Origin of the sequence: Saccharopolyspora cebuensis (assembly GCF_039542665.1) — a bacterium.
Lineage (GTDB): Bacteria > Actinomycetota > Actinomycetes > Mycobacteriales > Pseudonocardiaceae > Saccharopolyspora > Saccharopolyspora cebuensis.
On the sequence record NZ_BAABII010000004.1, the window covers coordinates 60,851 to 81,391 of the forward strand.

General features: G+C 72.0%; 27 protein-coding genes. 10 read left to right on the forward strand and 17 right to left on the reverse strand.

All coding sequences use genetic code 11. From position 1 onward, the window contains the following. Positions 1–2,430 precede the first annotated feature (2,430 nt). The gene (locus tag ABD976_RS06835) at positions 2,431–2,919 is read left to right on the forward strand and encodes an inorganic diphosphatase (RefSeq protein ID WP_345358973.1); all 489 of its coding nucleotides are present in this window, start codon (positions 2,431–2,433) and stop codon (positions 2,917–2,919) included. A gap of 116 nt (positions 2,920–3,035) precedes the next feature. On the opposite strand, the gene ABD976_RS06840 is transcribed toward ABD976_RS06835, so the two are convergent. From ABD976_RS06840 to ABD976_RS29600, 5 genes are all read right to left on the reverse strand, one after another. Beyond that, positions 3,036–3,494, reverse strand: a complete 459-nt coding sequence (locus ABD976_RS06840) for a MarR family winged helix-turn-helix transcriptional regulator (protein WP_345358977.1) — start codon at positions 3,492–3,494, stop codon at positions 3,036–3,038. Further along, complete coding sequence (locus ABD976_RS06845; protein ID WP_345358980.1) at positions 3,443–3,646, reverse strand: hypothetical protein; 204 nt, start codon at positions 3,644–3,646, stop codon at positions 3,443–3,445. The genes ABD976_RS06840 and ABD976_RS06845 overlap by 52 nt, the downstream gene beginning before the upstream one ends. Positions 3,647–3,879: 233 nt before the next feature. After that, complete coding sequence (locus ABD976_RS06850) at positions 3,880–4,467, reverse strand: hypothetical protein (protein WP_345358983.1); 588 nt, start codon at positions 4,465–4,467, stop codon at positions 3,880–3,882. Between the two features lie 164 nt (positions 4,468–4,631). Beyond that, positions 4,632–5,438 (reverse strand): DUF4231 domain-containing protein, encoded by an 807-nt coding sequence (locus ABD976_RS06855; RefSeq protein ID WP_345358986.1) that lies wholly within the window; start codon positions 5,436–5,438, stop codon positions 4,632–4,634. Positions 5,439–5,712: 274 nt separating this feature from the next. Then, positions 5,713–6,297 (reverse strand): M23 family metallopeptidase, encoded by a 585-nt coding sequence (locus ABD976_RS29600; protein ID WP_369775696.1) that lies wholly within the window; start codon positions 6,295–6,297, stop codon positions 5,713–5,715. Positions 6,298–6,727: 430 nt separating this feature from the next. Here ABD976_RS29600 and ABD976_RS06865 point away from each other — a divergent pair, with 430 nt between their 5' ends. Continuing rightward, positions 6,728–7,381 (forward strand): isochorismatase family protein, encoded by a 654-nt coding sequence (locus ABD976_RS06865; protein WP_345358989.1) that lies wholly within the window; start codon positions 6,728–6,730, stop codon positions 7,379–7,381. Here ABD976_RS06865 and ABD976_RS06870 read toward each other — a convergent pair. Next, positions 7,378–7,698 (reverse strand): nucleotide pyrophosphohydrolase, encoded by a 321-nt coding sequence (locus ABD976_RS06870; RefSeq protein ID WP_345358992.1) that lies wholly within the window; start codon positions 7,696–7,698, stop codon positions 7,378–7,380. The genes ABD976_RS06865 and ABD976_RS06870 overlap by 4 nt on opposite strands. A 253-nt stretch (positions 7,699–7,951) precedes the next feature. Between ABD976_RS06870 and ABD976_RS06875 the strand changes: the two genes are divergently transcribed. Further along, positions 7,952–8,338 carry an Imm1 family immunity protein gene (locus tag ABD976_RS06875; RefSeq protein WP_345358995.1) on the forward strand — a complete coding sequence of 129 codons (387 nt, stop codon included), beginning with the start codon at positions 7,952–7,954 and terminating at the stop codon, positions 8,336–8,338. Between the two features lie 176 nt (positions 8,339–8,514). Here the strand turns inward: ABD976_RS06875 and ABD976_RS06880 are convergent, their stop codons facing one another. The 3 genes from ABD976_RS06880 to ABD976_RS06890 all read right to left on the reverse strand — a co-directional run bounded on the left by ABD976_RS06880 (position 8,515) and on the right by ABD976_RS06890 (position 12,471). After that, positions 8,515–9,687: an LPXTG cell wall anchor domain-containing protein gene (locus ABD976_RS06880; RefSeq protein WP_345358998.1), complete on the reverse strand. Its 1,173-nt coding sequence runs from the start codon at positions 9,685–9,687 to the stop codon at positions 8,515–8,517. Between the two features lie 113 nt (positions 9,688–9,800). Next, the gene (locus ABD976_RS06885) at positions 9,801–11,402 is read right to left on the reverse strand and encodes a VWA domain-containing protein (protein ID WP_345359001.1); all 1,602 of its coding nucleotides are present in this window, start codon (positions 11,400–11,402) and stop codon (positions 9,801–9,803) included. Beyond that, on the reverse strand, positions 11,389–12,471 hold the full coding sequence (locus ABD976_RS06890; RefSeq protein WP_345359004.1) for a hypothetical protein: 1,083 nt from the start codon (positions 12,469–12,471) through the stop codon (positions 11,389–11,391). The genes ABD976_RS06885 and ABD976_RS06890 overlap by 14 nt, the downstream gene beginning before the upstream one ends. 213 nt (positions 12,472–12,684) lie before the next feature. Between ABD976_RS06890 and ABD976_RS06895 the strand changes: the two genes are divergently transcribed. The 4 genes from ABD976_RS06895 (at position 12,685) to ABD976_RS06910 (ending at position 15,068) form a co-directional block, all read left to right on the forward strand. Then, positions 12,685–13,161 (forward strand): hypothetical protein, encoded by a 477-nt coding sequence (locus tag ABD976_RS06895; RefSeq protein WP_345359007.1) that lies wholly within the window; start codon positions 12,685–12,687, stop codon positions 13,159–13,161. A gap of 140 nt (positions 13,162–13,301) precedes the next feature. After that, entirely contained in the window at positions 13,302–13,412 is a 111-nt protein-coding gene (locus ABD976_RS06900; RefSeq protein ID WP_345359010.1) for a lasso RiPP family leader peptide-containing protein, read from the forward strand. 135 nt (positions 13,413–13,547) lie between these two features. Beyond that, the gene (locus ABD976_RS06905; RefSeq protein ID WP_345359013.1) at positions 13,548–14,696 is read left to right on the forward strand and encodes a hypothetical protein; all 1,149 of its coding nucleotides are present in this window, start codon (positions 13,548–13,550) and stop codon (positions 14,694–14,696) included. A 9-nt stretch (positions 14,697–14,705) separates the two neighbouring features. Next, the gene (locus tag ABD976_RS06910; RefSeq protein WP_345359016.1) at positions 14,706–15,068 is read left to right on the forward strand and encodes a hypothetical protein; all 363 of its coding nucleotides are present in this window, start codon (positions 14,706–14,708) and stop codon (positions 15,066–15,068) included. A 292-nt stretch (positions 15,069–15,360) separates the two neighbouring features. Here the strand turns inward: ABD976_RS06910 and ABD976_RS06915 are convergent, their stop codons facing one another. From ABD976_RS06915 to ABD976_RS06935, 5 genes are all read right to left on the reverse strand, one after another. After that, on the reverse strand, positions 15,361–15,615 hold the full coding sequence (locus ABD976_RS06915; protein ID WP_345359019.1) for a hypothetical protein: 255 nt from the start codon (positions 15,613–15,615) through the stop codon (positions 15,361–15,363). Positions 15,616–15,910: 295 nt separating this feature from the next. Beyond that, entirely contained in the window at positions 15,911–16,111 is a 201-nt protein-coding gene (locus tag ABD976_RS06920) for a DUF397 domain-containing protein (protein WP_345359022.1), read from the reverse strand. Positions 16,112–16,201: 90 nt separating this feature from the next. After that, complete coding sequence (locus ABD976_RS06925) at positions 16,202–16,393, reverse strand: DUF397 domain-containing protein (RefSeq protein WP_345359025.1); 192 nt, start codon at positions 16,391–16,393, stop codon at positions 16,202–16,204. Positions 16,394–16,634: 241 nt separating this feature from the next. Continuing rightward, entirely contained in the window at positions 16,635–16,847 is a 213-nt protein-coding gene (locus ABD976_RS06930) for a DUF397 domain-containing protein (protein WP_345359028.1), read from the reverse strand. 17 nt (positions 16,848–16,864) lie between these two features. Further along, a complete protein-coding gene (locus ABD976_RS06935; RefSeq protein ID WP_345359031.1) occupies positions 16,865–17,722 on the reverse strand; it encodes a helix-turn-helix domain-containing protein in 858 nt (285 codons plus the stop codon). 287 nt (positions 17,723–18,009) lie between these two features. On the opposite strand from ABD976_RS06935, the gene ABD976_RS06940 reads away from it, so the two are divergent. The 3 genes from ABD976_RS06940 to ABD976_RS06950 are packed head-to-tail and all read left to right on the forward strand — an operon-like array spanning position 18,010 to position 19,015. After that, the gene (locus ABD976_RS06940) at positions 18,010–18,273 is read left to right on the forward strand and encodes an HC3 family zinc finger protein (RefSeq protein WP_345359034.1); all 264 of its coding nucleotides are present in this window, start codon (positions 18,010–18,012) and stop codon (positions 18,271–18,273) included. Further along, the gene (locus tag ABD976_RS06945) at positions 18,270–18,491 is read left to right on the forward strand and encodes a hypothetical protein (RefSeq protein WP_345359036.1); all 222 of its coding nucleotides are present in this window, start codon (positions 18,270–18,272) and stop codon (positions 18,489–18,491) included. Before ABD976_RS06940 ends, ABD976_RS06945 begins: the two co-directional genes overlap by 4 nt. After that, positions 18,488–19,015, forward strand: coding sequence for a hypothetical protein (locus tag ABD976_RS06950; RefSeq protein WP_345359039.1), 528 nt, complete (start codon positions 18,488–18,490; stop codon positions 19,013–19,015). Before ABD976_RS06945 ends, ABD976_RS06950 begins: the two co-directional genes overlap by 4 nt. Positions 19,016–19,031: 16 nt before the next feature. On the opposite strand, the gene ABD976_RS06955 is transcribed toward ABD976_RS06950, so the two are convergent. The 3 genes from ABD976_RS06955 to ABD976_RS06965 all read right to left on the reverse strand — a co-directional run bounded on the left by ABD976_RS06955 (position 19,032) and on the right by ABD976_RS06965 (position 20,385). Beyond that, the gene (locus tag ABD976_RS06955; protein WP_345359042.1) at positions 19,032–19,934 is read right to left on the reverse strand and encodes a MerR family transcriptional regulator; all 903 of its coding nucleotides are present in this window, start codon (positions 19,932–19,934) and stop codon (positions 19,032–19,034) included. Between the two features lie 145 nt (positions 19,935–20,079). Further along, on the reverse strand, positions 20,080–20,193 hold the full coding sequence (locus tag ABD976_RS06960; protein ID WP_345359045.1) for a lasso RiPP family leader peptide-containing protein: 114 nt from the start codon (positions 20,191–20,193) through the stop codon (positions 20,080–20,082). Positions 20,194–20,271: 78 nt separating this feature from the next. Beyond that, a complete protein-coding gene (locus ABD976_RS06965) occupies positions 20,272–20,385 on the reverse strand; it encodes a lasso RiPP family leader peptide-containing protein (protein ID WP_345359048.1) in 114 nt (37 codons plus the stop codon). Positions 20,386–20,541: the final 156 nt, after the last annotated feature.

The following is a 20,541-nucleotide window of genomic DNA, read 5'->3' on the forward strand; positions in this document are numbered from 1 at the left end:
GCGGTTCCGGCGCGGGCTGCGGCGGCGCGGGCCGCGGTTCCGGTCGGCGCTGCGGCGCGGCCGGGGGCGGCGCGCTGGTGGGCGGGGCTGCGCTGGGCTGGTTGGCGCTGGGCTGGTTCGTGCTGGGCTGGTTCGTGCTGGGCACGCCCACCCCGGCGAAGTCCTCCGGGCGCGCGGTGCGCGGTGGTTCGGCGCCGAAGTCCGGGCGGGCGAACTGCTGCGTGCGCTCGACGTCGGACGGCGGCACCACCGGGATGCGCGTGGTCGGCGGGCCGGGGTCGGGCGCCGGGCGCTGCTCGGCGGGCTCGACGCGCGGGATCTGCTGGGTCTGTTCGACCGGCGCGATCCCCTGGGTCCGCTCGACGCGCGGCGGCTCCTCGACCCGCTGGATGAACTGCGTCGACTCCACCGGGCGGAACTGCTGGGTCCGCTCGGCCGGGCTCTCCGGCGGCGGCCCCGACGGCGGCGGGGTCGCGGGCGGCGAGGTCGCGGGCGGCCACTCCGCGCCAGGCCCCGTGGGCCACGGCGGCAGGGGCAGGCCGTGCGGCGGGGTCGGCGGCTCCTCCCGCTCCGCCGACGAGCTCTCGGGCTCCCGGGGCTGCTCGGTGACGTCCGCTGCCGCGCCGGTCGGTCCGGCCGCGGGGGAGCGCTCGGCGGGCGCCTCCGGCTGTTCGTCGACCTCGGCCGGACGCTCCTCGGGTGTCTCCGGCTGCGGGGCGACCTCGGCCGGGCGCTCGGCGAGCTCCTCCGGCTGCTGGGCGACCTCGGCGGGACGCTCGGTGGCCTGCTCGTCGCTGCTCGGCTCGGCCGGGGCCGCAGCCTGTGCGGCCGGGGCCGCCTCGGCCGACAGCGCCGCCTCCGGCGCCGAGTCGTCCTGCGCGACCTGGGGCTCGGCCGGTTCCGCCTCGGCCGGAGCAGCCACCCCGGTCGACTCGGGCTCACCGGACGGCTCGGACCCGGTCTCCCGGTCCGCCGTCTCGGCGTCCTCCGCCGGTACGGCGTCCTCGGCGTGGTCCTCCGCACCACCGGCGTCCGACTCGGCCCGCTCATTCTGGGCCGCCGGTTCGGCCTGCTCAGCCGATTCGGCCTGCTCGACTCCGGATCGCTCGGCCGGTTCCGCCGAGTCGACGGCTGGTGCCGAGTCGGCGTGCTCGTCCTGAGCCACCGATTCGGCCCGCTCAGCCGATTCAGCTCGCTCGGCCGATTCGGCCTGCTCAGCCGGTTCCGCCCGCTCGGCCTGCTCGGCCGGCTCGGCCTGCCCAGCCGCTTCGGCCTGTTCGGCCTGCTCAGCCGACTCGGCCCGCTCAGCCTGCTCGGCCTGCTCGGCCTGCCCAGCCGCTTCGGCCTGCTCGGCCGTTTCGGCCCGCTCGGCCGATTCGGCCTGCTCAGCCGCTTCGGCCCGCTCAGCCGGTTCAGCCTGCCCAGCCGCTTCGGCCTGTTCGGCCGGTTCAGCCTGCTCGGCCGGTTCCGCTTCCGTCCGCTCGGCCGGTTCCGCTTCGGCCTGCTCGGCCGGTTCCGCCGCGTCGGCGGCTCGTGCCGACCCGGTCTCTTCGGCGTGCGCGACCGCGCTGTCCTGCTCGGCCTCAGCGACCGCACCGGTCCGCGGAGCCGGTTCGGCTTCCTCGGCTTCCGCCGCGTCCTCGGCCTGCACCCGCTGTTCGGCTTCCGGCGCGCCCTCCGCTTGCGGAGGCTCCTCGGCCTTCGCTGCGTCGTCGGCCTGCGCAGGCTCCTCGGCCTGCGCGATCCCCTCGGTCCGGTCGGCCGCTTCGGGCTGCTCGGCGGCGTCGGTCCGCTCGGCCGGTCGGTCCTCGTCCGCGGGTTCGGTCGGCTGGTCCGCTGCCGTCGGCTCGGATCGCTCGGGCTCGTCGGTGGCGGCGGTCCGCTCGGCCGGTGCGTCGGCCGCGGAGTCCTCGGCGCGGTCGGTCGCCCGGTCTTCGGCCTGGTCGGACGGGGCGGGGTCGGCCGCCGCGCCGGGCTCGGCGCTCGACGCCTCCCCGAGTTCGGCCTGGTCGGAGCTCGACGGCTGGGCGGTGGGGGTCGTGGCGTCGAGGTTGCCCGCGACCGGTCCCCACTTCGGTGGGCGCGCGGTCCCGCCGTCCCCGTCGGGGGTGGTGGTGTCCTCGGTCACGGGGGCTGACTCCGGTGCGGTGCTGACGGCGTGGTCGTCGGCGGGCCATTCCGGCTGCTGACCACCCGGTTTCGCCTCGCTCACCGGGTCCTCCGGCGATGACGCCCTGACGTCGGTTTCGGGCACCTCGCCCCCGGGCTTCTGGGGATCGGGCACGTGCTCCTCCTCGACGAGCTCCCAGATTGCCAGATGCGAGCTCACGCACTGCGGTGGGGCCCGGGCAGCGGTCGTGGTCCACACTAGAACGTGGTCGCGGGCGCGAGCGCGCGACCGCACCCGACGCAAGACGAGTGAGGAACCGCGTGGACTTCGACGTCACGATCGAGATCCCCAAGGGGAACCGGAACAAGTACGAGGTGGACCACGAGACGGGACGCATCCGTCTCGACCGCACGCTGTTCACCGCCACCCAGTACCCGGCCGACTACGGGTTCATCGAGGAGACCCTCGGCGAGGACGGCGACCCGTTGGACGCGCTGGTGCTGGTCCAGGAGCCGACCTTCCCGGGTTGCCTGATCAAGTCGCGCGCCATCGGCATGTTCCGGATGCGCGACGAGAAGGGCGGCGACGACAAGGTCATCTGCGTGCCCTCCGACGACCCGCGCCAGGAGCACCTGCGCGACGTCCACCACCTCTCCGAGTTCTACAAGCTGGAGATCCAGCACTTCTTCGAGGTCTACAAGGACCTGGAGCCCGGCAAGAGCGTGGAGGGCGCGACGTGGGTCGGCCGGGACGAGGCCGAGAGCGAGATCAAGCGCTCCTACGAGCGGCACCGGGCCCAGGGCCACTGACCGCTCGCACCCCACGGGCCTCCCCGCTGCGCGCGGTGGGGGCCCTCGTCATTCCCGGTGGAGTTGTCCACAGGGCTGTGGACAACCTCGGAACCTGTGGACAACTCGGTCCGGGATCAGTCGGCGTCGAGCTGCGCGCGCACCTCGGGCAGCCGCCGCTCGAAGTCCTCGACGAACCGGCCGAGCAGGTCGCGCAGCGCCTCCCGGTCGGCCGGGTCCCACTCGGCGAGCAGCATCGCCAGCGCCCGGTTCCGGCGGCTGCGGGAGGCGTCCAGGTGCTCCTGGCCCGCCTCGGTGATGCCCAGCAGCGTCGCCCGCGCGTCGGCCGGGTCGGCGGTGCGCCGCACCAGGCCGTCGTCCACCAGCCGCGCGACCTGCCTGCTGATCGTGGACGGGTCGGCGTGGGTGGCCTCGGCGAGCGCACCGGTGCGCAGCGGTCCCTCCCGCTCCAGGATCGCCAGCAGCAGGTAGGTCACCCGGTCCGCGGCGGCCCCCAGCCTGCCGGTCGCCCGGCCGAGCCTGCTCAGCGCGTCGGCGACCGCTCCCGCGACGGACAGCGGTTCAGCGTCGGCCACAGCACCTCCGTTCGGTTGCCCGCGCGCGGCGGTCGGCGGGCGAGCTCCGCCCGGACCCGCGCCACCGCGCGCTCGCGCAGCACCCGCCTGCGCAGCGCCGGAGCGGCGCCGAGCGCGGCGAGCACCGCGATCGTCAGAACGCACCAGATCATCTCGTCCTCCCCCGCGGGGGACCGCACACCCGTGCGGCCCTGACGCGCGGGGGCCGAGGAACACCCGGACGGCCCAGTGCTCTAGTGGATCCAGTGCTCAGTGGGTCCAGTGCTCAGTGGGCCCGATGCCCCACCCGGCCGCCACCCCGAGCGCGCGACCGCACCGGACGCACCTGATGGCCCCCGCCGGGTCGAGCGGAGGCCATCGGGTGCGTCCGGTGCGGTCGGCGCGATCACCGGCCGAGCTGCATGTCCCCGCCGAGCGGGCCGTGGGTGAGCAGGTCGGTGACCGGGTTCAGCGCGCTCCCGCCACCGTCGCGGCCGTTCTCCGACTGGTTGATGGCGTTGTGCAGCAGCTGGTCGACGATCGGCACGCCGAGCGGCGGGAGAACGCCCTGCTCGGCACGGCCCTGGGCCGCTCCGGTGAGCTGCTGGGCGGTGCCGGTGACCTGCTCGGCGGCGCCGCCGACCACGCTGGTGACGGGGGTGAGCACCGCGGGCGCCTGGTCCATCGGGACCACCCGGCCGACCGGCAGCGGCTTGCTCAGGTCGACTTCGTAGGTGCCCAGGGTGTGCCCGGTGGTGGCGTGGGACACCGCGTCGGTCACCGGCTTCAGCGAACCGGTCGTGCCGACCTCCTCGGCCAGCGCCACGACCTCGCCGACGGCCTTCGGGACCTTGTGCAGCACGTCGGAGGTGCGGCCGTCCAGCGGGACGGCGGGCTGCTCGGGCGCGGGGGCCGCGTGCGCGGCACCGGCCATGCCGACCACGCCGGCGCCGCTCGCCAGCACGGCGCAGGCCGCGGTGAAGGTGCGCTTCATCGTCTTGCTCCTCTCTGCACAGGCCGGATTGCCGTGCCCGGCGGAGATTACGGAAGAAAGGGCAACCACGATTCAGCGATCACACCCGGGGGAAAAGTGAACTCCGCGTGGTCGATATCGAGTTCACCTTTCCCTCTTCCCAGTGGCGACGACGCGAACCGCGGCTACTGCCCGAGCGCGTCCGCGCCCCGCGCGGTGCGGGACCGCTCCGACCGCAGCGCCTCGATCGCGTCGGCGAACTCGGCGTAGGCCTCGCGCTCGTCCTCGAACTTGCGGTAGCGGCCGACGCGGAGCTCCACCGACTCGTACTCCCGCTCCAGCCAGTCGGCGGTCTGCTGCCACGAGTGGCAGCGGTCCCGGTAGTGGGCGTACCCGGCGAACGCGGCGGCGACCGCGACGAGCAGGCACAGCGCCACCGCGTACCAGCGGCTCGCGGCGAACGACACCGCGGTCGCCGACACCGTCGCGCCGACGATCGAGCCGCCGATCACCACGCCTTGCAGCGCGTTGTCCTTCCACCGGTTGCGCCGGGCCTCGCCCCGGTAGCGCTCGATGAGGGCGGGCAACTGGGCGCGGTAGCGCTTGTGCGCCGCGAGCAGGTCGCCGTACCCGAGTTCTTCCAGCAGGTGTTCCCGATGGGCGCTTTCCAGCGCGCGCAGTTCCGTCTCCACCGCGCGGACCTTAAAGTGCTGCCCGTACAGCAGTCGCGCCGACACGGCGAGCGACCCCACCGCGATCACCGCAACGGCACCCGTGATCCACGGCGATCGCCATAACACCTCGGCCCCGATCCCCAGCGCGCCGAGCACGGCGGTACCGGGCCCCGCCCACAGCAGGAGCAGGCGCCGCAGCAGCCGCCCCCGGTAGAGCAGTTCGGACCGCTCCGCGATCCGGCGCTCCCAGTCCTGCGGTCGCGCACCTTCGGTGAGCACCCCACCACCGACGATCCCCGCCGCGTCCACTCGCTCCATCACATCGATCCTTCCGGCGTCTTCGCGAATCGAAGTAGCTCCCGGAGCACGAAGACAATCGGCCAGCGGGGTGAAGGTCGGAGGGCCGAACGGCCCACACCGTGCGCACCGCGTGATCGTCGCTGCGCTGGGCCCTGGCACCCGCCGGTGCCCACCGCAGCGCCTCCGGCCACCACCCACATCCGGGGGTTGACACTGTGGCAGCGGCCGTGCGTGGCGTCACAACCGGGTGGCGGTTGGGGTCGGCGGGCCGACGCGGGGGTCCGCGCCGGGTTCACCACCGCAACGACGCCCCCGCATCGCGGTAGAACCGGGCGGGGTCGACGGCCTGCCCGCGCACTTCGAGCTGGAAGTGCAGGTGGGGTCCGGTGGACTGGCCGCGGTTTCCCATGCTCGCGATGAGCTGGCCCCCCGCGACCCGTTGTCCGGCGGACACGAATGCGGCATTGATGTGGCCGTAGACGGAAACGGTCTCCGACCCGTGCGCAATTCTGATCCACCGGCCGAATCCGCGGGCCGGCCCGGCGGCCACGACGGTGCCGTCGGCGGCGGCGTGGATCGGCGTGCCGATCGCGTTCGCGATGTCCACGCCCTTGTGCATCGTGCCGCCGCGCGGACCGAACCCGCTGGTGATCACGCCGGTCGTCACCGGATGCACGGTCAACGCCGAAGCAGCAGGTGGCGCGGACCGCCGGGAGTCCGAGGAGGGGACGCCCGGGGCGCTCCCGGCATGGGCGGAGTGCACATCCGCGACGGCCTGCGGGGCGGTGACCGAGCACAGCGCACCGAGCAGGGACAGAACCGCGAAACCACGGCTCGCGGGTTTTTCCGGAAATGCCATTGCGCTTTCCTCCTCCACGCCGCCGCGACTCGTCGCGGGTCGGCCGGGAGCGTCAACGGGGCCGGGGAAGAATTGTCGAACTAGCTCCGACTTCGGTGTGAAGGTAACAGCGCCGGCGCCGGTCCGCGCGGTTTGGCCGGGCGGTTTTGCGGCAATTCCGAGCATAACCCGACCGGGTAGTGGAATACCGGCTGGAATGGGTCGGGCGCACCGTCCGTCGCTCCCGCCCGCGATTCTCGGTGAACCGGCTCCGCGGGGGATGTGACGTCCCCGGTGATCATCACGCACGGTGCGGACGCGCCCTCTCCCGGCGCCGGACGCGGAGTTCACCCGCCGGTAGCCACCCGATCGAGTGAGACGAGACGGCGCGCCGCCCCCGGCATGTCGGCGACGTGCGCTCCGCTCGGCACTGGGCCACCGTGAACCCACCGCGAGAAGGGACGTGCCGATGGAACCGACCGGCATCGGGGAGGCGGAGCCGAGCCGTCGCCTGCTCACCCCGCACGACCACGTGCTGCTGCTCGTCGACCACCAGAGCACGATGGGCGCCGCGGTGGGCTCGCAACCGGTGGAGCGCCTCGCCGAGGCGACCACCGGCCTGGCCCGGACCGCCGCGCTGTTCGGCATCCCGGCGATCATCACCAGCGCGCTGCCGCTGGGCTCCGGCGGCGAGCTGGTCCGGGGCCTCCGCGAGGCGTTCCCGGACACCGAGCGGTGGATCGAGCGCACCGCCCTGAACCCGTGGCAGGACGACCCCGTCCGCAGGCGCATCGAACGCAGCGGCAAGCCCAAGGTCGTCGCCGCCGGGGTCTGGACCGAGGTCGGCGTCCTGATGCCCGCCCTCTGCGCGGTCGAATCCGGCTACGACGCCTACGCGATCACCGACGCCAGCGGCGGCGCCAACCCCGAGACCCACGACCGCGCGGTGCAGCGCATGGTCCAGGCGGGCGTGCAGCCGATGACCTGGCTGCAATACCTGCTGGAGCTCCAGCGGGACTGGACCCGCTCGGACACCGCGACCGCCGCCGGCGACATCATCCGCGACCACGCCGGCGCCTGCGGCCTCGCCGCCGAGGACCTCGCGCGGCTGCTCGACCGCTAGTCCGCCGGGGCCGGGAAGCGGGTCTCGTTGCGCTGCACCTTCGCCTCGGCTTCGGCGAGCAGGTCGACGTCGAGCCGGTCGGCGAGGCGGACCAGGTAGATCAGCACGTCGGCGAGCTCGTCGCGGACCTGCGGGCCGAGCCGGGGATCGTGCGCGGCGGTCGCCGACTCCTGCTCGGTCAGCCACTGGAACAGGGCGGTGAGCTCGCCGACCTCGCCGCCGAGCGCCATCACCAGGTTCTTCGGCGAGTGGTGCTGCTCCCAGTCGCGGGCGGCGGCGAAGTCGCGGAGGCGGTGCGCGAGCCCGTCCAGGTCCATGCGAAATCCTTTCGGGAAGGCGGCTCCCCACCGTAGCGCGGCGACCGGGCGTGGCGGTTTTCACACGCTCCGCGATCAAGCCGCCCACCAGCGGTTCCGTCGCGAAAACCGGCACGCGCCAACCCCTTCGAGTGACGCGGCGACGAACATCGCAGTTCCAGGGGAATGCCTGCGGATCAGCGGTGCTGAACAATCGCGACCACGACGGCGGTGCCGCCGACGACAGATCGACGTTGAGCGGAAAGGCACGATCATGACGACCACCGAGACGGGCATCGTGGTGACAGGCGTCCTCGGCGACGACACCCGGTACGCGCGGACCCCGAGCGAGGTCGCGGAGCTGGTGCGGGCGCTGCTGACCACCCCGTACGCGGAACTCCGCGTCGGCCCCGAGGCGCACCACCTGACCATCGCGACGACACCGGGATGGGGCGCGCTGACCTTCACCACCGCCGACGACCACGTCGACTCGCACAACCCCGACGCCCCGCACGACGCGCCGCTCCTGCCGAAGGACGCCGCGGGCACCCGGCACTACCCGACCACCGCCTCGCTGCCGCTGGACCAGGTCAGCGAGGCCGTCGCCGAGTACTGCCTCACCGCGCAGCGCCCGGCCTGCGTCCTCTGGCAGCCCGCCTGAGCGACCACCGGCGAGCGACTCACCCGTTCGAGTCGTGAGTGAGGGGCACCCTGTACCACGTAACGCGGTACAGGGTGCCCCTCACCTGGATTGGACCCACCCAGTCGAGTGCGGCCCCTCACTCAGTACGCGAACCGGACGACCGGGGCCGTCCGCGCCCGCGCGTTCGTTCGCGCTCAGGACCGGCGGCGGACGGCGAGCAGCACCAGCGGACCGAGCAGGAGCAGCGCCGCGGCCAGGCCGAGCAGCGGGGCGACGGAGGTGCCGGTCTGCGCGAGCTGGTCGGGATCGCCCGGTCGCGTCGGATCGTCGTCACCCGGCAGCCCGCCCGGTGGCTCCGACGTGCTCGGCGGTTCGGTGCCGGTGGTCGGCGGCTCCGTCGGATCCGTCGGCGTCGTGGTCGGTGGGTCCGTCGGCTCCGTCGGATCCGTCGGCGTCGTGGTCGGTGGGTCCGTCGGCTCCGTCGGATCCGTCGGCGTCGTGGTCGGCGGGTCCGTCGGCTCCGTCGGATCCGTCGGCGTCGTGGTCGGCGGGTCCGTCGGCTCCGTCGTTGTGGTGGGTGGTGGCTCCGGTGTCGGGGTGGGTGGGGGGTCCTCGTCGGTGCAGTCGACCTGGACTTCGCCCGCGGTGAGCGACATGAGCGGGCCCTCGTGGAGGACGTCGCCGTTCTCGTCGCGGAGCACGCCGCTGATCTCGATGACGATCGCGGCGCGCGCCCCGTAGTCCCAGGTCTCCTCGACGTGCTGGACGTTGATGGTCAGGTCGCCGGTGGCGACGCCGGGGATGCCGAGCTGGTCGCCGGTGACCGAGACCTGGTTGTCGCCTTCGGTGAGCGGCCGGGTGACGTCGTCGAAGAGGTAGATCGCGTTCTCGTCGGTCCGCGCGTAGGCCTCCGCCGAGGGGGCCAGCGGCGCTTGGGTGCACCGGGCGTAGGTGTGCACCGAGCCGAAGCTGATCAGGTTGGGCGCTCCGGGGACCAGTCCGACGCCGAAGCCGTTGCCCGCCGCTTCGGCCTCGCGCGAGCCCACGTCGTCGTTGACCAGGACCGTGCTGGTCCCCGGTGGCGCCGGGGTGCCGTACCAGCCGCTGACGTAGTCGAGCACGCCGTCGGGGTCGCTCTGGTCCCAGGTCACGACGTTGGTGCCGGGTCCGGAGGAGACGTCGCCGAGCGTCCCGCCGTACGACGGCACGTCGAGGCCCGGGATGCCGGGGATGGTGACCTGGAGCAGCGAGCTCTCCGCCACGGTGCCCTGCTGGGCCACCGCGTTCCACGGGGCGGTGAGCACCGCGGCGACGAGCGCCGCGCCCGCCGCTCCGGCGCCGAGCACCTGCGATCTGGAAAGGACCATGACCACGGACGGTAGGCACGTCGATCACGATGCGTTCGGTGAGATCGGCTCCGCCCGCCCAACGGGTGATCGCTTTCGCCGCGTCGGGGTCTTCCCCCGGAGCCGGCCCGGCCCTACTGGTAGCCGCGGACTTCGGCGAACACCCGGGTCAAGGACTGGGTCCGGGCGTCGAAGACCTTGCCGCCGGTGGCGTCGGCGACCGCGCGCATCTCCTCGACAGCGCCCTCCCCGAACAGGATCGGGAAGACCGGCACGGGGGGCCGCGGGGCGGCGGTGAACTCCGCGAGGGTGCGGCCCCGGTTGTTCTCCCCGTCGGTCATCAGCACGATCGAGGTGAACCGGTCGGGGTCGGCGGCGCCCTGCTCGGCGGCGAGCGCGAACGCCGCCAGCAGCGCGTCGTAGAGGGCGGTCTCCCCGGCCGCGCCCAGGCGTTCGCCGTGCGCGCGGATGTCGGCGAGCACCGGCCCGGGGTCGCGTTCCGGGATGTCGAACGTCGCGGCCGGGCCCGCGGTGCTGTTGAACGGCAGCAAGGTGACCTGCTCCCGGTTGTGGAACCGGTCGAACCGCGAGGTCTCCCCGGCGCCGGTGAGCGAGCCGAGGGCGTCCTTGAGCGCGGTGAGCCGGTCGCCCCGCATGGACCCGGAGGTGTCGAGCACGTAGAGGGTGCGGGTCGGTCTGCGGAGCTGGTCGAAGTAGGCGAGGAGCAGTTCGTCGACGACGGCGGGCCGGGCGGGGAAGGGCAGCTCGAACATCGGGTGATCGCGCAGCTCCGGGGTCAGCTCCACCTGCGCGGTGATCGGTCGGCGGTGGGTGAGCTCCATGATCCGCTGCTGCACCCGGGGCAACCGCAGGTAGTCGGTGAGCCGCTGGTAGGCCGAGCGCGCCTCGTCGGAGGCGGAGCGCAGCAGGGTCAGCGGGTAGTCGGCGGTGGCGACCCCGTCGCGCGGGTGGATCGGCACCAGCGGCTCGTCCAGGTCCCCGGAGGCGTTCATCGACAGCAGGACCGACTCGTAGTTCACCAGCCCGTCGACGGGTTCACCGGCCGCGGAGCCGCGCCGCTGGTAGCTCTGCGACAGCCAGCCGGAGGAGCCGGAGGTCAGCGTCTGCCCCGCGAAGAACCCGCGCAGCTCCGGCAGCGCGCGGCGCGCTTGGTCCACGTCGAGCGCCGATCCGGTGTCGGCGAGGGCGGTGGCGATGCCCACCAGCGCGGACATCCCGGAGTTGGACTTCGCGGGATTGGTCATGCCGAAGGAGAACCGGCGCTGCTCGGCCGCTTCGGCGATGTCCAGCCAGCTCGGTGCCGCGCGGTCCCAGCCGAGCTCGGCGGCGGTGGAGGCGCGCAGGCCCAGCAGCACCGGCGAGGACATGATCTTGGTGCTGTCGCCGCGCCGGTCCTGCGCCTCCGGGTACAGCGAGACGTAGCGGTCGGAGGCGAACCAGGTGGCGTCGTAACGGCCGTCGGCGTGGCCGGAGCGCAGCAGTTCGGTGCCCTCGACGCTGCCGATCCCGGTGAGTTCGACCGACACCCCGGTCGCCTGCCGCGCCTCGTCGAGGATCGGGCGCATGTCGGCGAGTTCGCTGCTGCCGAGCACCCGCAGGGTGTGCGGGGCGCCCCGCAGGTCCGGCTCCCCCGGCTCTCCCCCGGTGCAGCCCGCGACCAGGACCACCGCCAAGGCCCCGGCGACCAGGGCGCGCAACCCGCTACTGGATGGCATCGATGAGTCCTTCCAGGGTGTCGTAGGCGGGCGCCTGGACCACGTCGAGCTGGCTGGGCACGGTGACGTCCTGCTCCCGGAGGACCTCGGTGAACGTTTCGGTCTTCAGCGGGCGGAAACCGTGCTCGACGGCCAGCCGGATCAGTTCGGGGTCGTCGCGCAGCAGCCTGCCGAGCTCCTCGCCTTCCGGGCTGAGCGGGACGTAGGAGTGGTCGGCCACCACGGTCGGCGTCGGGTACATCAGCACCATGTCGTCGGTGATCCGCCCCGGGTCGGTGATGCGGGCGCCGATGAACTGCGCCTCGTAGAGCAGCACCATCGGCGCGCGGGACTTGCCCAGCGGGGCCGTGTAGACGTCGAACGGTTCCTCGCTGGTGAGGCCGGTGGTTCCTTGGGCGGCGAACAGCTTCTCCCCGATCAGCGGGGCCAGCCGGGGGATGTCCTCGGGCTGGGCGATGCGCCCGCCGTTCCACACGTTGCTGGTGATCGCGATGTACATGGCCGCGGAGTTCGACGAGCGCGGGTTCGTGGTGGTGACCAGCACCAGGTTCCCGTTGCTCGCGGGCTGGCCCCGGACGCCGGGGATGTCCTGCCAGCGCAGGCCGGCCCGCACCTGCTCCAGGTACGCCGCGACGTCGAAGACCCACGTCCCCGGGCGGTCGCCGGGCCGCGCGATCCCGGCCTGCCGCAGCGCCTCGGCGAAATCGGTGTAGGTGGCCACGACCATCGGGGAGAAGAACGGCGATTCCCGCCGCAGCCCGGGCCGGTCGGCGATGATCCGCTCGGCGGCCAGGGCGCTGGACGGGAACGCCAGGTCGTAGCCTTCGAGCTGGTCGTGCAGGTCGCGCGAGCCCTTCCCGGTGACCTGCACGTCGAGGCCGTGGTCGGCGAGGGCGTCGCGCACCCGGGGATCGGTGAAGAACGGGGTCTTCTCCGAGCCGGCGATCACCCGCACCTGCGCCTGCGCGCAGTTGGTGTTCGCGACGCAGAGCCGGACGTACCCGGCCCCGCCCAGCAGCGCGGCGCACAGCACGGCGGTGAGTGCGATCGCGGTCGTGCGGATGGACACCGGTACCCCCTACCGGATGCGGCCCGCCGCGAGTCGGCGCGGATCCGTGGTGGCCATCATCACGCCGCGAAGCCCTGCGCCGCAGGGATTTCCACCGTCGCGCGGATGAACAACTCGTGAACGGCGAGGTTTTCTCGGCGCCGAGGGGAAAACCTGCGCGGCGGTTGGGCGAAAACCACCGCGCCAGGTGGATTCCGGCGCCATGATGCAGGAATGTCCATCGCGGATATCGCCAACCTGCTGACCGGTCTGGGCACGGTGATCGGCGGCGGTGCTTCGCTGCTGGCCGCGCTGCGGACCAGGGCGGCGGCGGATGCGGAACCGGTGCGACGGCGCGGCCCCTCCGGCGGCCTCCGGACGCGGACCGGTGGCGCCGCCGTCGCGAGCGCGCACGAGCTGCCCAGGTCCCCCACCGGGCTGTGCGCGCTCGGCGCGGTCGCCCTCGCGGTCACGCTGATGGTGATCACCGCGAGCCGCAACGGAGCCCCGGCGGGCACCCCGTCGCTGCTGCTGTTCAGCGCGACCGGCGTGCTGTTCGTCCTCGCGGGCATCCTCGGCACGAGCAGTTGGGCCAGGACGAAGGCCGTCGAACCGGAGAACGCGATCTACCCGATCCTCGCCGCGGCCGTCGCCGCGGCGGCCTGGCTCGCGGCCTGCCTCGTCATCTCCGCCGCACCGGCCTTGCCCTGATCTGCGTCCCCGTTCCAGGTGGCGCCACCGGTGCGGTCAGGTGATGCGCGGTCAGCGCGGTTGAGCACGGTGTCCGCGCTGAGCTGCACTAGCGGCACGGCCGCCGACCAGCGGCGGCACGACGGACGAGGGGAACCATCGTGGAACCGACGACCTACACCGCGCCCGAGCTGACCGAGGTGGGCGAGTTCAGCGCCGACACCCTCGGCGGCCAGGGCTGGCTGCTGGACTGGCACGGCCACTTCTGGTGATCCGCCGGTGTCGTCTTCTCGCCGGCTCGGGTCGGCGAGAAGACCCCGGGGGCAGCCGATTCGAGCGAACCCGTTGCACCCGATCCGGACGATCTGCGACAAAGTACCCCTGCACCAGCACGTCGAGGGGGCTTCGTGTCGTTCAGCTACGAGTACAAGGGATTGCAGCAGGTCGCTGATTTCTTCGACCAGCTCGCCGACGACGTCATGGACGCCCGCACCTGGCTTTCGGACACGACCGACATGACCTTCGGCCCCGGGCTGCTCAACTTGGTCCTGGGCGGGCACAACGACGTCACCGAAACCGTGACGGACCACCAGAAGGGGTTCAGCGAGAGCGTGCTGCGGGTCGCGGCGGAGGAATTCCGCGCCGCGGACAAGCTGTACCGGAGCACCGACGACGAGGCGTCGAAGGAGATCGACCAGGCGTGGCAGGACGCCGACGTCGGTACCGCACCCGAGGCCGTGCCCGGCGCGGGAGCCGGCCCGACCTTCATGCTCGTGACCAGGGCGAAGGACTTCACGACGAACTTCGGCGACTTCGACGGCGAGTTCACCAACGAACCGAAGTGGTCCTTCAGCCTGTCGGCCACCGACTACAGCCGCAAGATCGTGTACGAGGCCTCCCAGATCGCGGTGGAAGCGGGTGTGCTCAGCGATCCCGTCGACCTGTACGAATACCTGCTGAAACCGGTGTTCGGCAACTGGGTCGGACTGCGCCAGTGCGCCGAGGTGTACGACATCCTCAGCAAGCAGTACGAGGAGTACTCGGCCAAGATCGCCGAAGGCGTCGCCGAGCTGGACAGCATCTGGACGGGCGCGGCGGCCGACGGGGCGAAGGCGTGGATGGTCCGGCTCAGCCACTACTGCACCGATGTCGCCGCTGATCTGAGCGACATCTCCAAGGAGTACAAGGACGGTTCGAAGCACTGCTACGACCTGGCGCAGGCGGTGGGGCCCCCGGCGATCCAGGCCGTCGAGCACGCGGTCCTGACGTCCCTCGCCGCCGGTTATGCGGCCGGAACCACCGCCACCATCGTCGGGGCCCCGGCCGGTGCGGTCCTCGGTGCCGCGGCGGTCGCCGAGGCCGTGCTGTTCGGCAAGGCGTTTGCGACCGCGATCTCGGCCGTCGGCAATCTGAAGACCGCCGTCGACGCGTTCGGCCCCACGCTCGGCGGGATGGGTGTGGTGACCCCGGCGAACCTGCGGCTCGGCGGTGGCGCGGACACCGAGGTCCCGGACATGCCGGACCTGGTCAACACCGAGCACGTCGGGCAGGATTGAGAGGCGGAGATGGACGACCCACCGAAGGTCGACCCGGACGAGGTCCTGGAGAAGCTGCGGGCCACTCCCCTGGGGCCGTCGCTCGAAACCGAGACGGCGCGGCGCTCGTTCCTCTACGGGCAGCTCGAACGCAGCGCGGATCCGATGCTGCGGGAGATGGGCCAGGAGCTCAGCAGCGGCCGGACGTCACCGCTGGCCCTCCTGCACTCCGACGCCTACGGCGCGCACCTGCTCAGCGTGGCGGAGCAGGCCGACGGAGCGGCGCTCAAGACCGGCCTGGACCAGTACGTCGCAGACCACACGCCGCCACCCGCACCGCGCTGGGAGGACGAGGAGGACGACGACTTCTCCGAGGAGGACTGGCTGCGCTGAAGGCGTCGCCGGTCAGGGGCTCCCCGCGCGGGTGATCAGCCGTCGTACCGGCCGCCTCCGCGACGAAACGTGGAGTAGGGCGGAACGGCTTGCTCAGCCCCGGAACGACCGCATCCCACAGCGGAGACCGCCGACCGGAATGCCCGGGTGATGGCGTTGCGGTTGCCGCCCGTGAGCTGGGGACCGTCGGCGTGCCGGGCGTGGTAGTGGCGGCGGCAGCCCGAGGCGTGGCGCAGGTCGGCCCTCCCAGCACTGCGCGCCGGGAGGGCCGACCTGTGCCACGCGTCGGGGATCAGCGGTAGTAGACCCCGTAGGTGCCGGCCCCGCCGGGCCCGTCGCACCACACCTCGCTGTAGCCCAAGTCCTTGGCACCGTCGATCTCCGAGGCCTCGCAGTCCGACTTCGAGTCGTAGTGGAGGGCGCCGGCCTTGTGCCAGCCGTCGCCGGGCGGGGGCTCGGCAACAGCGGTGGCAGCGGCCATCGGAAGGGTGGCCGCTGCGATGCCGGCGATGATGCCGACGCGGGCGCGGGAACGCCACGACTTCATGAATTCTCCTCCTGCGCACTGTATTCGTCCGCGCTTCCCCAGCCGACGGCCGTCCGGACGGCCGTCGAACCGGCCTGCGCGCAGTGTCGATCGGTGACACCTCCAGGGCCCGGAGCACATCGGCCCGTCCGCGCGCTAGCAGCACGTCAGGCGCCGCGCTCCTCCCTGAAGATCACCGTATCCCAATCCTGTGGCCGGTGACACCCAAGATCGACTTCGATGCGCGGATCGCTTCTCGGGCAGGGACGATGAGGCACACATCGACTGTCCGCGTCACGGGTTCCGTGGTCGCGGTTCAGCCGTCGTAACGGCCGGTCTTGATCGCCTCGACGAGCGCCGACCACTGCGCACCGGTCGCGGTGAAGTACCCAGCCGCCCGGTCCTTCGTATCGCGGACCGCTGCGCCGCTACCGACGCGACCGACCTCGACGCAGCTCGTCTCTTGCTGAGACCTGCTGGATTTCCGCCAACCCGTAGGCGCTTCGCGGAACGGCATCCGTTGCCCTCCCCTTCGATCGTCGGTACTTGACGGAGCCCAGCTCCTTGCGCGAGAACCCGTTGGGCTGGAAGTCTCCCGTGGCCGTGCTCAGCCGTCGTAGCGACCGCCCTTGACCGCCGCGACGAACGCCGACCACTGCCCACCGGTCGCGGTGAAGTACCCGGCACCCCGGTCCTTCGTGTCGCGGACCGCAGCACCGCCACCGACGCGACCGACCTCGACGCAATTCCCGCTGTTGCCGCTGTAGCTCGACGTGCGCCAGCGGCCTGCCTGCCTCATGCCGCACGCTCCCGTCCCGTCGTGATCCCCGCGATGAGCACGGCCTCTCTCATCATCTCCGTCGGAGCGGACTTGCCCAGGCCCATCACGACGAAAGCGGCTCGGACGCGTGGAGTAGCGCGGAGCGGCGTGCTCAGCCCCGAAATACCCGCATCCCACAGCGGAGACCCCCGACCGAACGCCGGTCGGGGGTCTCCGTGGTCATGGTTCAGCCGTCGTCACGGTCGGTCTTGAGCGGCCCTCAGCGGAAGTCGAGATCCCCGCTCTTGAGGTCGGCGACGAACACGGCCCACTGCCTGCGGTTGAACGCGAGGATCGCACCGCAGCCCCGCTCCTTGGAATCGCGCACCCCAGCGATGCCGTCCGCGGAGGACGCCACCTCGACGCAAGCGTTCGCCGCATTGCTGCGCGTGCTCTTGCGCCAGCTGGCGCTGGAAAAGTCTGGCGCCGACATGTCGTCACTCCTTGTCTCTACGCCCAGCTATCGCGAATCTCAGCGATCCGCCGAGCTGACGCCTCCGGATCGAGCGCTCGTTCGCGCAGACGCTCGAAGGCCAGGGTATACGCCTCGATCTCGTCGTCTTGCTCCACGTAGAGGCCATCGTGCAAGTTCTCCAGGTACACGCCCTCAGCATGGTCCGGCCCGAAGGTGACCCGGTGGTACGCGGTACCGAAGCCTGGGTACGCCCCAGCGGATACCGGTAGGACCTGAACCGTCACGTTCGGCAACTCGCTACGAGCAAGGATCGCGTTCAGCTGTTCGTACATGACTTCGGGACCACCGACAGGCAATCGAAGCGCCGACTCGTGGATGATCGCGTGGTAGTCGAGCAGGTGGTCCGCATCGTCGAGACGCGCTTGCCGTTCTTTGCGAAGCCGACTGCGAGCGGCCACGAGATCGTTCTCCAACGTGCGGAATTCCTCGCGCAGGACCGCGTCGTAGTACGCCGCCGTCTGCATCAAGCCCGGTACGAGGTGGATCTCGAAGCTGCGGAGCTTCGTAGCTGCCGCCTCCACTTCGAGGTAGTCCTCGAAGTCGCCGCGAACCACCTCGGAGGAGTAGGCGCTCCACCAGTTCGTCTCGAAGGAAGCCATCGCCAGGCGGACGACGCGGTCACGCTCGGCCTCGTCGATGTGGAGGACCGTACCGATGGCGATGACCTCGGCCGGGCCCGCGACCGTGTCCGCGCGCTCGAACCTGCTGAGCTTCGGAACCGACCAGCGAAGCTGCTTCGCCACATCGTCCTGGGTCGCGCCCTTCGACTTGCGCCATTCGCGCAGCGTACGAGCAACTTTGCGCTGCCGAACGTTCGCGCCGTTCTCGGGCACCGGAACCTCCGCACATCTCTACAGCGGGTGACGAGCAACTTCGCCTGCGTAGCTTAGCGTGCCGCCTTTCGCCCGAAAGAGTGGACAGTCTCCACCAACGTGGCCCCTCTATTGCTCTCGTGAAAATTTTCAACCACGCTGCTGATCATCGACGCACCCGGTACTCGGCGATGACGGAGGCGGCTTCAGATGGAGCTCTACCCGACGCTGGCTTGCCTCACGACGACGCCGCCCGGCCCCGACCGGTGCGATCAGCGAGGTGGGACACCCGCAGGGAGGCGGAAGCGATGAACTACCGACCCCATCCGTTCAGTTGGTGCCCGGCGCACGAGCACCGGCACGCGACGAAGGCGGCGAAGTGGCACGACGGCGAGCAGGTCACGACGCTGTGCGGTGCGAGCGTCACCGCAGCCGACACGGTCCTTGCGTGGCTGTGGCCGACCTGCGAGCGATGCGACGTGCACGCGCACGAACTCGCGGGCGTACCGATGCCACCGAAGCCGCGCACCTCGGCGAAGCCGGTCCGGCGGCGGTCGGCGGGTGCGCGGTGAGCGCGAACCTGGGGCGGCTGCTGGTGAACATGCAGGCGGCGGTACTCGCCTTCGGCTGCATGGCCCAGAACATCGACGGCGGCTACCGCCCGACCACGCAGCAGCTCGACGAGCTGGCGCGGACCGCCGACGTGCTGGCCGCGATCCTCCGCGACACCGCCCACGGCACCACACCGACCGCACCGCTGGTCATCGACGCGACGGCGGACCCCCGGTGAACCCGCTGGCCGGGGTGCTCGTCGCCGACCTGGTGCTCCCCTTCGTGGTGGTGGCACTGGCCCTCCACCGCTACCCACCGGCCGACTACGGCAGCCGCGAAACCGCCCCGACCACCGAGCGGACGACGGCTCCGATCCCCTCCCCGAGGCGAACCGCGCACTGGGTGATCTCACCGGACCAATCCCGGTTCCACCTGAGCACGCGGGCCGGACGGGCCGTGTGCGGACACCCGCTCCGGGGCGACTGGGCGCGCACCACGCGACTCGACGCCCTCCGGCCGGGCCAGCACACGCCCTGCCTGTCCTGCATCGCCCTGCGCGGAACGGACCGGCAGTTCTACCAAGCCGCGAACGCCTCCGGCCCACCCCAACCCGCCGAGGCGGCACGGCCGCTACCGCCCCCGTCGACCTGGACCACCGACGAACTCCCGCTGATCACCGCCTACTGCGCAGCCGCACGACGAACCCCGACCACAACCGCCGCGCGGAACCGCGCCCACCGGTCGGCCATCCCCGCACCGTGAGCCGTCGGCAGGACGGCTACTGGTACTGGGCCGTGTTCGAGGTGGCGGGTGAGTCCTGGGCGGAGAGTTCTAGCACCAGTTCCATGCAGCGCAGGCGGGCCGGGGAGAAGTCGTAGGGCATCTTGCCGGCGGCCTCGAACGCGCTCATGGAGCCAGCCTCCCGCCTGCCGAGGTCGGCCTCGCCGTCATCGGCGGGGGCAGGGTGCAAAGCGTCCCAGGCGTCGAAGAGGGCATCGTCGTCGTCCAGGCCGGACTCCTCGATGGCGGCCAGCAGGGCGTTTTCGAAGGCGTGCCGCTCGACGGCCACCTGGGCCACCCGTGGATCGTCGACGGCGACGCCGTCGTCGAGCGCCTCCTCGGCGTCATCGATGCGGTCGGATTCCGCCCGCAGAGCGGGGTGCGTGGCCAGGGCGACGAAGCGGGTGGCCTGGACGGCCGCGCCGAGCGGGCCGAAGATCCGCTCGGTGACCAGCAGGCTGTCCAGGTCCTCCTGACGCAGGGAGCCCTCGGGCAGGTTCTTGAGGCGTTCGGTGACGAAGTCCGAGAGCAGGCCCATCCGGCTGCCTTCGGTGCGCATCCGCTGCACGGCGGTCCGTTGCCGCCGCAATTCCGCCTCCTGCTCGGCGAGGGTTTCCTCCAACCGCTCCAGGGTGCCCGCGATGCCTTCTCCGCTGTCCGCACCGGCGGAAGCCGTGCCGGTGGTGACGGCGTCCCGGATGTCGTCCAGGGCGATCCCGGCGTCGGCCATCTTGCGGATCCACAGCAAGCGGATCATGTCCTCGTACCCGTAGCGGCGGCGGTCATCGCCGCCCCGCTCGGGCTCGGGGAGCAGGCCGATCTCGTGGTAGTGGCGGATCGCCCGTGGCGTGGTGCCGACGAAGGCCGCCGCGTCGCCGATCTTGACCTGACGGGGTGGCATGAAGGACGAATGCATGAGCAGGGACCTTTCCTCGGGGCATCGGGACGCAAGTCCACCGGACCACATGCCGTCGCGGAAGGTGCAACCCCAGGCACACCGCGGCCCGGCCTCCCCGCGAGGAGACCGGGCCGGGATGCGCGGAAACTCAGGAGTACACGCGCAGCCAGTCGAACTGGTGGCCGAGCAAACCGCCGAGGGTGTCGGCGACGAACTCCCCGACCTCGGTCAATTCAGGCGCGGAGTAGGTGGTCCCGTCCATGGTTCTCCCCCGTCGTCGGCGGTGGCGGTTCCCGGGGCGCGCAGCGCGAACAGCCGGGCCGCCCGCCCCGGGGGAACGTCACCAGCGGATCACGTAGAGCACGTCGAAGATGTAACCCCCGCCGCCGAGGGTTTCGGTGGCGAAGTCGCCGATCTCGGCCAATTCCGGGGCGGTGTAAGCGGTCTCGTCCATGGTGCTGCCTCCTCGCGTGGGTGGCGCCGTGGCTTCCGGGCGCCTGTCCTGGTCTTCGGCAGCGAACCCGTGGTGGCTGAGCACCGCTGACCTGCCACCACCCGCGTCCCGCAGCGCGATCACCCGGGCCGGTCGGCCCCGGAGGGCCGAACGGTC